The sequence below is a fragment of the Variovorax trehalosi genome (genome assembly GCF_051216415.1).
Lineage (GTDB): Bacteria > Pseudomonadota > Gammaproteobacteria > Burkholderiales > Burkholderiaceae_C > Variovorax.
The window spans coordinates 592,299-607,157 of record NZ_JBPJZG010000004.1; the positions used below are offsets into that span (position 1 = coordinate 592,299).

17 protein-coding genes are annotated in these 14,859 nt (G+C 66.4%); 11 read left to right on the forward strand and 6 right to left on the reverse strand.

The features are described from left to right. Positions 1-20 precede the first annotated feature (20 nt). The 6 genes from pqqA (at position 21) to ACSFA7_RS18275 (ending at position 4,180) form a co-directional block, all read left to right on the forward strand. Positions 21-95, forward strand: a complete 75-nt coding sequence (gene pqqA, locus ACSFA7_RS18250; RefSeq protein ID WP_013539171.1) for a pyrroloquinoline quinone precursor peptide PqqA — start codon at positions 21-23, stop codon at positions 93-95. Between the two features lie 52 nt (positions 96-147). Further along, positions 148-1,068 carry a pyrroloquinoline quinone biosynthesis protein PqqB gene (gene pqqB / locus ACSFA7_RS18255; protein ID WP_435500671.1) on the forward strand — a complete coding sequence of 307 codons (921 nt, stop codon included), beginning with the start codon at positions 148-150 and terminating at the stop codon, positions 1,066-1,068. Between the two features lie 64 nt (positions 1,069-1,132). Then, positions 1,133-1,810, forward strand: a complete 678-nt coding sequence (gene pqqC / locus ACSFA7_RS18260; protein ID WP_435500798.1) for a pyrroloquinoline-quinone synthase PqqC — start codon at positions 1,133-1,135, stop codon at positions 1,808-1,810. After that, the gene (gene pqqD, locus ACSFA7_RS18265) at positions 1,807-2,079 is read left to right on the forward strand and encodes a pyrroloquinoline quinone biosynthesis peptide chaperone PqqD (RefSeq protein ID WP_435500672.1); all 273 of its coding nucleotides are present in this window, start codon (positions 1,807-1,809) and stop codon (positions 2,077-2,079) included. The genes pqqC and pqqD overlap by 4 nt, the downstream gene beginning before the upstream one ends. Next, a complete protein-coding gene (pqqE, locus tag ACSFA7_RS18270) occupies positions 2,057-3,235 on the forward strand; it encodes a pyrroloquinoline quinone biosynthesis protein PqqE (RefSeq protein WP_435500673.1) in 1,179 nt (392 codons plus the stop codon). Before pqqD ends, pqqE begins: the two co-directional genes overlap by 23 nt. Positions 3,236-3,247: 12 nt before the next feature. Continuing rightward, entirely contained in the window at positions 3,248-4,180 is a 933-nt protein-coding gene (locus ACSFA7_RS18275; protein ID WP_435500674.1) for an alpha/beta fold hydrolase, read from the forward strand. On the opposite strand, the gene ACSFA7_RS18280 is transcribed toward ACSFA7_RS18275, so the two are convergent. Genes ACSFA7_RS18280 through ACSFA7_RS18300 form a run of 5 tightly spaced genes read right to left on the reverse strand, consistent with a single transcriptional unit; the run spans position 4,161 to position 8,918 of the window. Then, positions 4,161-5,588 (reverse strand): ELWxxDGT repeat protein, encoded by a 1,428-nt coding sequence (locus ACSFA7_RS18280; RefSeq protein WP_435500675.1) that lies wholly within the window; start codon positions 5,586-5,588, stop codon positions 4,161-4,163. The two genes, ACSFA7_RS18275 and ACSFA7_RS18280, sit on opposite strands and share 20 nt — an antisense overlap. A gap of 1 nt (position 5,589) precedes the next feature. Further along, the gene (locus ACSFA7_RS18285) at positions 5,590-6,870 is read right to left on the reverse strand and encodes a TRAP transporter large permease (protein ID WP_435500676.1); all 1,281 of its coding nucleotides are present in this window, start codon (positions 6,868-6,870) and stop codon (positions 5,590-5,592) included. Further along, entirely contained in the window at positions 6,867-7,442 is a 576-nt protein-coding gene (locus tag ACSFA7_RS18290; RefSeq protein ID WP_435500677.1) for a TRAP transporter small permease, read from the reverse strand. Before ACSFA7_RS18290 ends, ACSFA7_RS18285 begins: the two co-directional genes overlap by 4 nt. Next, entirely contained in the window at positions 7,439-7,894 is a 456-nt protein-coding gene (locus ACSFA7_RS18295) for a type II 3-dehydroquinate dehydratase (RefSeq protein WP_206177038.1), read from the reverse strand. The genes ACSFA7_RS18290 and ACSFA7_RS18295 overlap by 4 nt, the downstream gene beginning before the upstream one ends. Positions 7,895-7,919: 25 nt before the next feature. Further along, positions 7,920-8,918: a TRAP transporter substrate-binding protein gene (locus ACSFA7_RS18300; RefSeq protein ID WP_435500678.1), complete on the reverse strand. Its 999-nt coding sequence runs from the start codon at positions 8,916-8,918 to the stop codon at positions 7,920-7,922. A 154-nt stretch (positions 8,919-9,072) separates the two neighbouring features. On the opposite strand from ACSFA7_RS18300, the gene ACSFA7_RS18305 reads away from it, so the two are divergent. Together ACSFA7_RS18305 and ACSFA7_RS18310 are read left to right on the forward strand one after the other, a co-directional pair. Then, a complete protein-coding gene (locus tag ACSFA7_RS18305; RefSeq protein WP_435500679.1) occupies positions 9,073-9,855 on the forward strand; it encodes an IclR family transcriptional regulator in 783 nt (260 codons plus the stop codon). A gap of 27 nt (positions 9,856-9,882) precedes the next feature. Beyond that, positions 9,883-10,902 (forward strand): TRAP transporter substrate-binding protein, encoded by a 1,020-nt coding sequence (locus tag ACSFA7_RS18310; RefSeq protein ID WP_435500680.1) that lies wholly within the window; start codon positions 9,883-9,885, stop codon positions 10,900-10,902. A 6-nt stretch (positions 10,903-10,908) separates the two neighbouring features. On the opposite strand, the gene ACSFA7_RS18315 is transcribed toward ACSFA7_RS18310, so the two are convergent. Beyond that, positions 10,909-11,706 (reverse strand): fumarylacetoacetate hydrolase family protein, encoded by a 798-nt coding sequence (locus ACSFA7_RS18315; protein ID WP_435500681.1) that lies wholly within the window; start codon positions 11,704-11,706, stop codon positions 10,909-10,911. Between the two features lie 153 nt (positions 11,707-11,859). On the opposite strand from ACSFA7_RS18315, the gene ACSFA7_RS18320 reads away from it, so the two are divergent. From ACSFA7_RS18320 to ACSFA7_RS18330, 3 genes are all read left to right on the forward strand, one after another. Then, positions 11,860-12,792, forward strand: a complete 933-nt coding sequence (locus ACSFA7_RS18320; protein WP_435500682.1) for a helix-turn-helix transcriptional regulator — start codon at positions 11,860-11,862, stop codon at positions 12,790-12,792. A gap of 42 nt (positions 12,793-12,834) precedes the next feature. Beyond that, on the forward strand, positions 12,835-14,016 hold the full coding sequence (locus ACSFA7_RS18325; RefSeq protein WP_435500683.1) for an SMI1/KNR4 family protein: 1,182 nt from the start codon (positions 12,835-12,837) through the stop codon (positions 14,014-14,016). A 244-nt stretch (positions 14,017-14,260) separates the two neighbouring features. Beyond that, the gene (locus tag ACSFA7_RS18330; protein ID WP_435500684.1) at positions 14,261-14,836 is read left to right on the forward strand and encodes a thioredoxin family protein; all 576 of its coding nucleotides are present in this window, start codon (positions 14,261-14,263) and stop codon (positions 14,834-14,836) included. Positions 14,837-14,859 lie beyond the last annotated feature (23 nt).

The window sequence follows — 14,859 nt, forward strand, 5'->3', positions numbered from 1 at the left end:
AACCCTGAAGGAGCAATGCGATGAAATGGTGCAAGCCTGAGTTCGAAGAAATGCGTTTCGGCTTCGAGATCACGATGTACATCTCCGCTCGCTGAGAGCGGACCACAACGGCACCGGCTTCCACCGGTGCCGTTTTTTCTTGGGCATATGAAGATATTGGTTCTAGGTTCGGGGGCGGGCGGCGGTTTCCCGCAATGGAATTGCAACTGCCGCCTCTGTGCCGGCCAGCGAACCGGACAGGTGCGGGCAAGCCCTCGCACGCAAAGCTCCATCGCCGTGTCCGCCAATGGCGACGACTGGGTCCTGCTCAATGCCTCGCCCGACATCGGCGCGCAGCTGCGCGCATCGAAAGCACTGCAGCCACGCCACGGCGTGCGCCACTCGCCCATCAAGGCCGTGGTGCTGATGGACTCGCAGATCGATCATGTCGCAGGCCTTCTCAGCCTGCGCGAAGGATCGCGGCTGCAGCTTTACTGCACGCCCGAATCCCATGAAGACCTCACCGGTAGCCTGCCGTTGCTGAACGCGCTCGACAAATACTGCGGCGTGACCTGGCACCCGATGCCGCTCGAGCCCGGCGGCGGCGCGTGGCACGAAATCGCCGGCCTTCGCCTGCAAGCGGTGCCCGTTCCCGGCAAGGCGCCGCCGTATTCGCCGCGCCGCCAGACCGAAGCGCGCAGCGACAACGCCGCCGTGCTCATCGAAGACCCGGCCACCGGCAAGCGCGTGCTCTACGCACCGGGCCTCGCACAGGTCGGCGATGCCGAGCGCAAGAGCCTCGATGCCTGCGACTGCGTGCTGGTCGACGGCACCTTCTGGACCGAAGACGAGATGCTCACCGCAGGCCTGGGCACCAAGCGCGCCGCCGACATGGGCCACCTGCCGCAATGCGACGGACCCCATGGCCCCGGCATGTTGAAAGCGCTCGACGCCTGCGCTGCAAGGCGCAAGGTGCTCATCCACATCAACAACAGCAACCCCATCCTCGACGAAGACGGCGCGGAACGCGCGGAGCTAGTGCGACGCGGCATCGAGGTCGCCTTCGACGGCATGGAACTGGAGATCTGAACAAGTGACGCAACAGCAGCAGGACGCGTGGTCCCCGCAGGTCTTCGAATCGAACCTGCGTGCCATGGAGTCGCGCTACCACAGCCATCACCCGTTCAACCGTCGCCTCAACGCGGGCGAGTTGCAACCGTTCCAGGTGCGCGGCTGGGTGGCGAACCGCTTCTATTACCAATGCCGCATCCCGGTGAAGGACGCGGCGATCCTCTCCAACTGCGACGACCGTGCGACGCGCCGGCGGTGGGTGGTGCGCATGCTCGACCACGACGGGCATGACGGCCACGAAGGCGCCAACGCGGGCGGCATCGAGATCTGGACGCGCCTGGGCGCCGCCACCGGCCTGCAGCGCGACACGTTGGAATCTCATGCGCTGGTGTTGCCCGGCGTGCGCTTCGCTGTCGATGCCTACGTCAACTTCGCACGCACCGCACCGTGGCAGGAGGCGGTGATCTCCTCGCTCACCGAGATGTTCGCGCCGCGCATCCACAAGGACCGGCTCGCCGGCTGGCCGACGCACTACCCGTGGATCGACACCTCGGGCCTGGACTACTTCCGCAGCCGCATCCCGCTGGCCGACCGCGACGTCGAGCACGGCCTGGAGGTCGCGATGCAGTGGTGCACCACGCGCGAGCGGCAGGAGCGTGCGTTGCAGATCCTGGGCTTCAAGCTCGACGTCCTCTGGGCCATGCTCGATGCCATCGAGCGGGCCTATCCCGACGATCTTGTGAAAGAGCAGCAGCCATGACCACGCCATGGACCGACAGCGCGCAGCCGTCGCTGGCCACGATGTACCGGCTGCAATGGGAAGACGCGCAGCAATGCCATGTGCTGCTGTTCCCCGAAGGCATGATCAAGCTGAACGGGCCGGCGGCGGAGATCCTCAAGCGTTGCGACGGCAAGACCTCCGTCGCCGCGCTCGTCACCGACCTGGAGACCACCTTCGGCGAAGTCGACCTGCGCGCCGACGTGATCGAGTTCCTGGAGCAGGCCCATGGACGCCACTGGATCCGGTGACACCCTTACCCAGCACGGCAGTGTTGCCGCGAAGCCGCCGCTGTGGCTGCTCGCGGAGCTGACCTACCGCTGCCCGCTGCATTGCGCGTTCTGTTCGAACCCGGTGGACTACACCAGCTACAGCAACGAGCTCACGACAGACGAATGGATTCGCGTGTTCCGCGAAGCACGTGCGATGGGTGCGGTGCAGCTGGGCTTCTCGGGCGGCGAGCCGCTGGTGCGCGACGACCTCACGGAGCTCGTCGCGGCGGCGCACGAGCTGGGCTTCTACACCAACCTCATCACCTCAGGCGTGGGCCTCACGCCGCAGCGCGCCGAGGCGCTGAAGAAGGCCGGGCTCGACCACATCCAGCTCTCGTTCCAGGACTCGAGCCGCGAACTCAACGACTTCCTCAGCTCGACCAAGACCTTCGACCTCAAGCAGCGGGTGGCCCGCACGATCAAGGACCTCGGCTACCCGATGGTGCTGAACTGCGTGATGCACCGCTACAACCTTCCGCACGTGGGCCGCATCATCGAGATGGCCGAGTCGATGGAGGCGGATTTTCTCGAACTCGCCAACGTGCAGTACTACGGCTGGGCATGGCGCAACCGCGAGATGCTGATGCCCACGCGCACGGCGCTGGCCACCGCCGAAGCCGTGGTCGACGAACACAGGCCGCGCCTCGATGGCCGCATGAAGATCCTCTGGGTCGTGCCCGACTACGCCGAGGGCAAGCCCAAGCCCTGCATGGCCGGCTGGGCCAGCGTGTTCCTCGTGGTCGCGCCCGATGGCGTGGCGCTGCCGTGCCACAGCGCGCGCATGCTGCCGGGGCTCGACTTCCCGAGCGTGCGCGATCACTCCATTCGCGAGATCTGGCAAGAGAGCCCGGCGTTCGGCGCCTACCGCGGCACCGGCTGGATGAGCAGCACCTGCCAAAGCTGCGAAGACAAGGAGAAGGACCACGGCGGCTGCCGCTGCCAGGCGTTTCTCCTCACCGGCGATGCGGCCGCCACGGACCCGGTCTGCCCGAAGAGTCCGCAGCATGCAGAGGTCGAGGCGATGGTCGCCGCGGCGGTGGACCCGCGCGAGGTCAGCGTGCCGATCCGTTTCGTTCCGGGCGCGCGACGTGCAGGCGAACTCGTGTTCCGTACGGACGCCAATGCGCGCGGCTGAGCGGGCCCGCGCATGACGATCATCCATCGCCTGCCGTTGAGCGGTGGCCATGTCATGCATGTCGAGGAGCACGGCAATCCGGCTGGACTGCCCGCGTTGGTGCTTCACGGCGGGCCTGGCTCAGGGAGTTCGCCGCTGCTGCGCAGCGGCTTCGACCTCACGCGCTACCGCATCATCTGCCCCGACCAGCGCGGCGCTGGCCTCAGCACGCCCGCAGGGTCGATCGCGCACAACACGCTTGCCGACCTGCTCGATGACCTGCGGCTGCTTCGCGCGCATCTGCAGGTCGACCGATGGCTGGTGGTCGGCGGATCATGGGGCGCCACGCTGGCGCTCATGCACGCGCTCGACCAGCCTTCGGCCGTGGCGGGCCTCCTGCTGCGCAACGTGTTCCTGGCCCGCGCTTCGGACATCCACGATTTCTTCGCCGAAGCTGAGCGGCACGGCGGCCCCGAATGGCGCGTGCTGTGGGACGAAGCACGGCAACGGCAATGCCCGATCACGACGGTGCTCGCGGACATCTTCGCGCAGGGAACGTGGGAGCGGCAGCGGGATGCCGCGCTCTGCTGGTCCGACTGGGAGCAGCGCATGTCGGGTGGAAGCGCCGCGCCGCCGGGCGATGGCGCCGCATTGCAGCGGCTGGTGTTGCGCTACCGCGTGCAGAGCCACTACCTGCGCTACGGATGCTGGCTCGATGCGCCCACGTTGTTGGAGCGATGCGCCGCGTTGCCCGAGGTCCCCACGCTCATCGTGCATGGGACGCACGACGCCCTGTGCCCGCCGCAAGGCGCGCAGGCGCTCGCGAACGTCCTGCAGGGCCGGGCCGCTCTGCAATGGGCGCAGGGCGCGGGGCACAACCCCACGCATCCCGCCCTTGCCGCAGCGATGACGAAGGCGCTGCGCGACTACGCGGACACGCAGGCCTTCAGCGCAGACGCTCCTTGAGCGCATCGCCGATCAGCGCCACGCGGCCGTCTTTCCGGCGCGTCCACAGCCGCTCGTTGCCGTGGCCGTCATCGGCGGCGAAGAGCACCGCGTCGCCGAGCGCGCGAAAGCCCAGGGGCAATGCGTTGCGCGCACCGCCGGCCACGTCGGCAATCGCGCGTGTGCCGGCCGTAGTGCCGTCGCTGCTCCACGGCTCGACGCCCGTCGCACCGCCGCCGTTCGCGGAGAACCACAGCTGCGAACCGATCACCGAGAAGCGCGCCGGCGATCCGCTCTCGGCGCCCGGTGCGATGTCCTTGACCAGCACGGTGCCCTTGGCGGTGCCGTCGCTGCGCCACAGCTCCGCGCCGGATGCGCCATCGGTCGCTGCGAAGTAGACGCGGCCGCCCATCGCCGCGAGCGGGCTCGAGATCGACCCGCCCGTTCCTGGACGAATGTCCTTGACCAGCGTCGTGCCGCCTTCGGTGCCGTCGCTCTTCCAGAGCTCGGTACCGTGCTCGCCGTCGTCGGCCGCAAAGTACAGCGTGCGTCCGACTGCGACCAGATGCGACGGCCGCGAGGGCGCCGTTCCCGGCCGCAGGTCCTTCACCATGCGCGTGCCGCGCTCTGTGCCGTCACTCTTCCACAGCTCGATGCCGTGCTCGCCATCGTGCGCGGTGAAGTAGATGTCGTCGCCTATGGCGGTCAGCGCCTGGATGCCTGCATCTTCGAGGCCCGGGCGAACGTCCTTCACCAGGCGCGTGGTCTCCGGCGTTCCTTCGGTGACCCAGAGCTCGTGACCGTGTTCGCGCGTGGTCGCGGTGAAGAAGAGGCGCTTGCCCGTGACGGTGAGTTGCCGCGTCACCGCACGCGGCCCCGCGTCGATCGAAGACACGCGCGATGTCGTCTCCGCCGTGCCCGAGGTCTTCCACAACTGGAACCCCGTCTTGCCGTCGTCCGCCACGAAGTACAACGCATCGCGGAACACGGTCAGCTCGCTGGGCATCGCGCCTTCCTCGCCGGGTCGCAGGTCGATCACTCGCGTGGTGCCCGCGGCCGTGCCGTCGGTGCGCCAGAGTTCGAGGCCGCTCGCGCCGTCGGTGGCCGTCGTATAGACGTGGCCCTTGAACAGCGTCTGTCCTGCAGGGAAAGAACCGCGGAAGCCGGGACGGATGTCCTTGAGCATGCGCGTGCCGGCGCTGCTGCCGTCCGTGATCCACAGCTCCTGGCCCGATGCGATGTGGAAGGCGCTGAAGAGCATCTTCCCGCCCAGCGGCGTCAGCCCGGTGGGAGAGACGAAGGCCAGCGCCTGGCGCTGCTCGGGCAACACCTCGCGCTCGGGGTCCTGCGCGAAGGCGGGCAGTTGCACCAGAAGCGCGAGGGCGGCCAGCCATGCGGGCCGCATGGCGGAGAAAGAAGCGAATGGCATCTCAGCCCCCGAACCACCGCGCCGGCACGATCACCAGTTGCGGAAACGCCACCATGACGAACAGGATCGCGAACTCCGCGATCATGAAAGGCACCACGCCGCGCGTGACGTCGTCCATCGATATCTTCCCGACGCCGGCTACCACGTTCAGCACCGTGCCCACCGGCGGCGTGACCAGCCCGATCGAGTTGTTGATGATGAAGAGCACGCCGAAATACACCGGATCGATGCCCGCCGCCTTCACCACCGGCATGAGCACCGGCGTGAGGATCAGGATGGTGGGCGTCATGTCCATCGCGGTGCCCACGACCATCACGATCACCATGATCGCGACCATCAGCAGGATCTGGTTGCCCATGAAGGGCTCCAGCAGGCCGATGATCTTGGACGGCAGGTCGGCCACCGTGATGAGCCAGGCGCTCACCATCGCCGCGGCGATCAGGAACATCACGATCGCGCTGGTCTTGGCCGCGCTCACGAAGATGCCGTAGAGGTCGCGCCAGGTGATCTCGCGGTAGATCACCGTCGAGACGAAGAGCGCATACACCGCGGCCACCACCGCGGCCTCGGTGGGCGTGAACACGCCCATGCGCAGGCCCACGAGGATGATGATCGGCAGCATCAGTGCCCAGATCGCCTTGCGGAAGGTGGCGAAGATTTCGGCCGACGACTTGCGCGGCGGCGGCACGATCTTCTCGCGCCGCACGAGCCAGGCCCAGGTGAGCCACAGCGCCGCACCGATCAGGAGGCCGGGCACGATGGCTGCGAGGAACAGCTTCGATATCGACACGTTGGCCGCCACGCCGAAGATCACCAAGCCGATGCTCGGCGGGATCACCGGCCCGATCACGCCCGTGGCCGCGATGAGGCCGGCCGCGCGCGGCTTGTCGTGGCCGGCCTTCACCATCATCGGCAGCAGCAACGCCGTGAGCGCTGCGGCATCGGCCACGGCCGAGCCCGAGAGCGCCGAGAGCAGGCAGCCGGCCATGATGGTCACGTAGCCCAGGCCCCCCTTCACATGGCCGACCACCGCAAGCGCGAAGTCGACGATGCGTTTCGAGAGCCCGCCCACGTTCATGATCTCGCCGGCCAGCATGAAGAAGGGAACAGCCAGGAGCGGAAAACTGTCGGCGCCGCCAATCACGTTCTGCGCAAGGATCTGCGCGTCGAACAGGTCCAGGTGCCACATCAGCGCCACGCCGCTCGCGAGCAGCGCGAACGCGATGGGAATGCCCATCGCCATCGCGAGCAGGAGGGAGCCGACAAAGACGAGGATGGTCATTTGCGCGCTCCCTGAACACTGCCCTGGTCAGCGCCCTGGCTGCCGAGGATCTGCTGCAGCTGCACCGCCTCTTCGGACTCCTGCACCATCACGAGATCGCTCTCGGCGATGCGTCCCATGAGCAGGCGCAAGAGGTCGAGCGCGAGGATGAAGCCTGCCAGCACCGAGAACACCACGCCCGAGGCATACACGATGGCCATTGACGCGCCGGTGACCGGCGCCGTCACGTCCCAGTTGATGCGCGCCTGTGCGACGCTGCCCTGGAACAGCAGCCACACGATGTAGAGCATCACCAGGTGGCCGACGGCCAGGCAGATCTTCTTGCCGATGGGCGGCAGCTTCTGCACCACCATGTCCACGCCCAGGTGGCCGTGCTCCTTCAGCGCGACCACGGCGCCCAGGAAGGTCATCCAGATGAAGAGCCAGCGCGAGACTTCTTCCGACATCGTGATGCCGGAGTTGAAGCCGTAGCGCAGCACCACGTTGCCGAACACCAGCACCACCATGACCGCGAGCGCGGCCGCGATCAGCGCCTCGATGCCGGTGCAGCACCGGTCGATCCAGCGGCTCATGGCGCGGCCGCGGCCAAGGCTTGCTTTTGCATCTCGACCAGCGCGCGCAACGCGGCGAGGTAGGAGAGCGGGCCGAGCCCCTGCACCGTGCCCTTGACCGCCGGCGAGATGATCGAATGCGCGCGCCATGCCTCGCGCGCGGCGATGTTGGACATGTGCACCTCGATGGTCGGGAACGGCATCGCCTTGATCGCATCGTGCAGCGGCACGCCGTGCTGGGTGAGGCCCGCGGGGTTCACCAGCGCGCCCTGCGCGTCGTCGATGTGCGTGTGCAGGAAGTCGATCAGGTCGCCTTCGTGGTTCGACTGGATCGTCTCGAGCGTCACGCCGAGTTCGCCCGCGAGCGCCTGCAGCTGCGCGTTGATTTCGGCGAGCGTGGTCTTGCCGTAGATGTGGGGTTCGCGGCGGCCGAACAGGTTGAGGTTGGGGCCGTGGAGGACGAGGATCTTCATGGGGAGCTTCGGTGAGGGGCTTTGCTTACTTGCGGATGCGAGCGAGTTCGTCGTTGTAGAGCTTGACGATGGCGGGGTCGTACTGCGCGGCGAACTTGTCGATGACGGGCTTGGCGACGGTGCGCATGCGAGCCTGCTCGGCGGCGGTGAGTTCGTTGAACTGGGCGCCCTTGGCCTGCAGGTCTCCGACTGCTCTTTGTGCCGCGGCGCGGCTCACTTGCCGCTGATAACCGCGCGCCTCGTTGGCCGCGTCGTTCATCATCTTCTGCTCGGCGGGCGTGAGCGAGTCCCAGAACTTCTTGCTCACCAGCACGATGTTGGCCGCGTAGACATGGTTCGTGGCGCTCACGAACTTCTGCACCTCGTAGAACTTGTTCGAGAGGATCACGGCGTACGGATTCTCTTGACCGTCCACTGCCTTCGACTCCAGGGCCCCGTACAGCTCGGCAAAAGGCATCGGCACCGGATTGGCCTTGAAGGCCTTGAAGGTCTCCAGGAACACGGGATTCGGGATCACGCGGATCTTCAAGCCCTCGAGGTCTTCGGGCTTGGTGATGGGGCGCTTGCTGTTGGTGACGTTGCGAAAGCCCAGGTCCCAGTAGCCCAGGGCGACGAGACCCTTCTCGGGGAGCTTGGCGATGAGGGCCTGGCCCAACGGTCCATCGAGCAATGCATCGGCCTGCGCGAAGGAGTTCACCGAGAAGGGGAAGTCGACGAGGCCGAACTCCTTGACGATGCCCGCGAGCGACGTGGTGGCGGGGGCCGACATCTGCTGCACGCCGCCTTGCAGGGCCGATTGCTGCTGCATCTCGTTGCCCAGCTGGGAGGCGGGGAACTCCTGGACCTTCATCTTGCCGGCGCTCTTGGCTGAGAGCAGTTCTGCGAAGCGCTTGACGCCGAAGCTCACGGGGTGGTCGGCGTTATTGAGGTGGCCAAAGCGGATCACGCGATCCTGCTGCGCCAAGGTCGGGGCGGCCAGGCCGAGGCAGAAGCTGGCGATGGCGAGCGTACGAAGAAGTTTCACGAGGGGGTCCTCAGCAAAGATGGAAAAACCGGACTGGGCGCGATCATAGATTTGCTTGGAAAGCGTTTCCACTATGGAAATCCCTTCCCTCTATCTGTTACGCTCCGCCGGGCAAGATCACCGGCGTCTGTCAAACGAAATTCGAAAGAGCGATATGAGCGGGATACTGGAACGCAGCTTCAAGGTGCTGGAACACTTGGCCGAACATCCGGAGGGCTGTGCGCTCTCGACATTGGCAGGCGAATTGGAGATTCCGCTGAGCGCGTCGCACCGTCTGCTCACGGAGCTGATCCGCTGCGGCTACGTGCGGCAGGACCCGCGCGACGGGCACTACGTGCTGACCATCAAGCTCGTCTCGATCAGCCTGTCGTTCCTGAGCCGCTCGGGCATCGTGGACATCGCACAGCCTTTGCTCGACCAGCTGGCCTCGACATCGGGCGAACTGGTGCGCCTTGCCGTGGTCGATGGCGACGAGCTGACCTTCGTGGCCAAGTCGCAAGGCGCCACGCGCGGCCTGCGCTACGACCCGGACATGGGCCTGTCGGTCAATCTCTCGTGCAGCGCGGCCGGCCACGCATGGCTCTCGACGATGAGCGAGGACGCCGCCACCGTGCTCGTCGCGAAAAAGGGACTGGGCACGCCGCAGGACTACGGCCCCAAGGCGCCTACCTCCATCAAGGCCGTGATGGCCTACGTGAAGGCCGCGCACCAGCGCGGCTTCAGCATGATCAACGAAGTGTTCGCGCCGGGCATGACGGCCATGGCCGCGCCGGTGCGCGGCGCCGGCGGCACGGCCATCGGCGTCGTCACCATCGCGGGGCCGCTGAGCCGCCTGACGCCGCAACGGATGGAGGCGCTCGGACCGGCGCTTCTTCAGACCGCCGAAGACGTCGCGCGTGCCAGCGGCGCATCGGCGTTGTTCAAGAAAAGAGCCTAGACCGGCTCACATAAAAGGAGACAAGCCATGAAGAGAGATTCGATTCGCAAGCTCGCGATGCTGGCCACCGTCGCGGCCGCTGCCGTGTTCGCCACCGGCGGCGCGTTCGCGCAGATCAAGGAGCGCACGCTCAAGTTCGCGTTCCAGAACCAGACGGGCCATCCGCAGGCGCAGGGCGCGCAGAAATTCGCGGACATCGTCGCGGCCAAATCCGGCGGCAAGATCACGGTAAAGCTGTTCGCGGGCGGCTCGCTCGGCGGCGACCTGCAGACCGTGTCTGCGCTGCAGGGCGGCACCGTCGAGATCACCGTGCTCAATGCCGGCATCCTCTCCGCGCAGGTGAAGGAGTTCGCGGCCTACGACTTCCCGTTTCTCTTCAACAGCGGCAAGGAAGCCGATGCCGTCACCGACGGCCCCTTCGGCCAGAAGCTGATGGCCAAGCTCGAAGACAAGGGCCTGCACGGCCTGGGCTACTGGGACCTGGGCTTTCGCAACCTCACCAACAGCAAGCGGCCGATCATGAAGGCGGACGACATCGCGGGGCTGAAGATCCGCGTCATTCAATCGCCGATTTACATCGACCTCTTCAGCGCGCTGGGCGCCAACGCCACGCCGCTGCCGTTCCCCGAGCTCTATCCGGCGCTCGACCAGAAGGCGGTCGACGGGCAGGAGAACCCGAACACCACGATCCTCTCGTCCAAGTTCGCCGAGGTGCAGAAGTACATCACCCAGACGCGCCACATCTACAACCCGCAGGCGCTCTTGATCAGCAAGAAGACCTGGGACGGCATGAGCGCGGAAGAGAAGAAGATCATCAACGACGCCGCCACCGAATCGACCGCGTTCCAGCGCCAGGCCTCGCGCGGCGCGGCCGACAGCGCGCTCGATGCGCTCAAGAAGGCCGGCATGACCGTCTCCGAACTGCCGCCCGAAGAAATGACCAAGCTCCGCGCGAAGGTCAAGCCCGTCATCGACAAGTACTCGGCCTCGGTGGGTGAGGCCACCGTCAAGGAGCTGATGGCCGAGATCGAGAAGGCGCGGAAGTAAGCCTGCTCAGACGATCCGCACCGACAGGTTCGGCAGCCCGTCGATGTGGATCTCGATCAGGTCCCCGCGCACCACCGGCCCCACGTTCTCGGGCGTGCCCGAATAGATGATGTCGCCGGGCATCAGCTCGAAGGCCTGAGACAGGCGGCTGATCTGCTCCGCGACAGACCAGATCATGTACTTGAGCGTGGCGTTCTGCTTCGTTTCGCCATTCACCTTGAGCCAGATTGCGCCATCGGCGAAATGGCCGACCTTCGCCACCGGATGGATCGGCCCGATGGGCGCCGAGTGGTCGAAGCTCTTGCCGATTTCCCACGGCTTCTTCTGGTCGCCCATCTCGCGCTGCAGGTCGCGGCGCGTCATGTCCAGGCCGAGCGAGTAGCCGTACACATGGTCGAGCGCGCTGCTCGCCGGAATGTTCTTGCCGCCCTTGGCCAGCGCGACCACCAGCTCCACCTCGTAGTGGTAGTTCTTGGTCAGCGTGGGGTAGGGATGGTCGGCCACCTTGCCGGGCGTCACGACCTGGATCGCATCGGCCGGCTTCTGGAAGAAGAAGGGCGGTTCGCGCGTCGGGTCCGAGCCCATCTCGCGCGCATGCGCGGCGTAGTTGCGGCCGATGCAATAGATGCGGCGCACCGGGTACACCTGCTCGCTGCCGACGATCGGCACGGTCGATGCCGCGACGTCGAAAGGCGTGGGCGCCGTGCGCGCGGCGCCCGCGGGCAGCGCGCAACCGGCGATGGCGCCCGTGGCCATGGCGGCCGAACCGGCCAGCAGGCCGCGACGTGATGATGCGTTGGACATGACTCTGTGTCTCCTTCTGGGTTGTGTCGTCTGAAAGTGCGCCATCGATTCTGGGACGGTGCACGGCCGCCGCGCCGCACGCATCTACGCAAAAACAGGACTCAGAAGGTGTGAATGAATTCGGCGTACCCGAGGCCTCGTTACCATCGCGCCATGCCGGCTCCCCAGTCCAGGCTCTCCAGCTCTCGCCTCTACGGCATGCAGGAGCGCGCGAACCATCTCGACTTCGACATCCGATTCGAAGGTGCGCGCGACGTGCTCGCGCGGCCGCACCGGCACGAGTACTTCCAGATCCAGGTGAGCATCGAGGGCGGCGGGCAGCAACTCATCGGCGGCGCGGTGCGGCCGTTCCGCGCGGGGCACCTGAGCTTCGTGCTGCCATACCGTGTGCATGTGGTGCCGCATCCGGTCGGCGCGCGCTACGCCATCGTGAACTTCGACCAGGGCTTTCTCTGGCCCGAACTGGCCGTCGAGCCGCTCGGCCTCGAGGAAGTGCCCGTCGCACGGCATCCCGAACTCGCGCCGTTCCTTTTTCAAGAGTACGTCGACTTCTCTTTCGACGAAGCGGATTTCGCGCGCATCCTGCGCTGGCTCGACGAACTCTCTGCGCTCAATCGCGAGCGCGGCTTCGCCACCACGGGCGCGATCCGCGGCATCCTGCTGCAGCTCGTCGCGCTGGCCTGCCAGCGGCACGAGGCGGCATTGCTCGAGCAGGCTGCGCGCCACAGCGGACGCAGTTCGCGGCGCGACGCACTGCAGCGTGTGATGCGCTACGTGCGCGAGCACCTCGGCGAAGAGATCTCGCTCAACGACGCGGCGGCTGCAGCAATGCTGTCGCCCAACTACCTCGCGCACCTGCTCAAGAAGCAGACCGACCGCACCTTCACCGAACTCGTCACCGAGCGGCGGCTGGAGCGCGCCAAGGAACTGCTGCTGACCTCCAACATCCGCATCGGCGACATCGCGCTGCAATGCGGCTTCGGCGATGCCGACTACTTCAGCCGGCGCTTCCGCCAGCAGATCGGTGTGACGCCGCGGCAGTTCCGCCAGGATGCAGGCGCGGCTGCTGCTTCTTCATCGCCTTGAAGGCGGCCTTGCCCTTGCCCGCCCGATGCGCAGGAAAACACAGTGACCTTCACCGCCATTCTTCTCTCGTTCTTTCCGCTGCTCGGCCCCGTGCTCGCGCTGCTCCTGGCCGCCGCTATCGGCTGGACTTTCCGGCTTCGCCGAACCCGGCCCGCGCGTGGCGGCGTGAGGGGATGGCTCGCATTGCTGATCGGCTGCCTGTTCGTCGGGCCGCTTTTCGATCTGGCTGCATGGCTGCTCGTGCTCGGCGTCAACAGGCCCAACCCCGAAAGCGCCGCGGGCGCGAACTACACGACCCTCTGGTTCCTGGGCATCGGCAGTGCGCTGCTGGTCTGGGGGCTCTGCGCGTGGGCGGGCTGGGGTCTTTGGAAGACGCGGACCGCGGCGGTCGTACGCCGCGCCGTGATCGTCTTGTGGGTGAGTGGTCCGGTGCTGTTCACGCTGGCGGGTATCGCGCTGCCCCTTGCGCTGCTCGGCGGATTGACGAGTGCCGGCGAGCTGGTGGGGCCTGCGGTCACGCTCGGCCTCCACGTCGCGGCTGCGCTGGCGTGGACTCTGTACCTGCGGTTCTCGCAACGCGTTGGCCGGACCTATGGCGCCACGACACCGCAGATGCCGCAGGCAGCGCCGCCGTCGGTGCAAAGCGACAAGGCCGAATTCATGCGGACCCATGCGGCCCCGGTCCATGCCATCCCGCAGACGATTCCTGACGAGCTGATGGCCAGGTGGCGCACGTTGCTGGCCGACCCGTCGCGTGTGGCTTCCCCCGCACCGCCGCTGGCCGATGAGGCGGCCCTGGCCGCGTTCAATGCAGAGACGGGGCTCGACATGCCGGCGGCGTTGCAAGCCATCCTGGCCTCGAACGATGGCGTGAAGGATTTCTTCGGCCACGAGTTCCTCTCCGCGGAAGGCATTCTGGACGCCTGGAAAAACTGGAAGCTCATCTTCGACGACTGGACGCTCGAGGACCTGATGGGCAACAGCGAGAGCGATGGCGACAGGACACTCGGCATCTACACCCTGCCGCTGTGGATTCCCTTCATCCACGACGGCGGCGGCAACTTCATCGCGATCGACCTGGCGCCAGGCCCGGGTGGCGTCGCGGGCCAGGTCATCGCGATGGGCCGCGATGAAACCAAGGTGCGCCGGCTCGCGCCCGACCTGAGCGACTTCCTCGCGCAGCTGATCGACAGGCGTCGGGAGAACGCCTTCAGCTACGACTGAGCGGGCATTGGCACGATCTGGCCCGCGGCCGCGCGATGCGGCCGCATCCGCTGTCAGCGGACGCCGGAAGCGATGTTGCCAAAGGCCTCGCAGGGGGAGAAATCCGCCGCGTTGTGAAACGTAGTGTGTTCGGTTTCAAAGCCGACACAGAGGCATACGCAATGTGTGCCCGAGGGGTGGGCAGCGGCGAACAATCCGCTCGTTCTTTCGCCAACCCTCCCACCTCCGTGTCCAGGAAATCATCATGAGCATCCGATCCAATGCAGTTCTCGCCGTTGCGGCGATCGCGGCTTCCGTGGCCGTTCTCACCTTCGCCGCACCGCCGCCCGGTGGCGACGTTCCCGCGGGCGCCGCGCAGCAGGCGCCCGAATTCCAGAACATCGACAAGTGGCTCAACTCCGAGCCGCTGAAGCTCAAGGAGTTGCGCGGCAAGGTCGTGCTCGTCGACTTCTGGACCTACACCTGCATCAACTGCCTCAACCACCTGCCGTACGTCAAGGACTGGAACGCGAAGTACAAGGACCAGGGCCTCGTCGTCGTGGGCGTGCACACGCCGGAGTTCGCCTACGAGAAGTCGACCAAGAACGTGCAGGACGCGATCAAGCGCTTGCAGATCCAGCACGCCGTGGCGCAGGACAACAGCTACGGCACCTGGAAGGCCTTCAACAACCAGTACTGGCCCGCGGTCTACCTGATCGACAAGCAGGGAAAGATCGTCTATTCGCACTTCGGCGAAGGCAGCTACGGCACGACCGAGAAAAAGATCCAGGCGCTGCTGGCCGAGCCATCGCCGGCCGCTGCTGTTGCTGTTGGAGGCTGAGATGAAGAAGCTCTGGTTCGCGC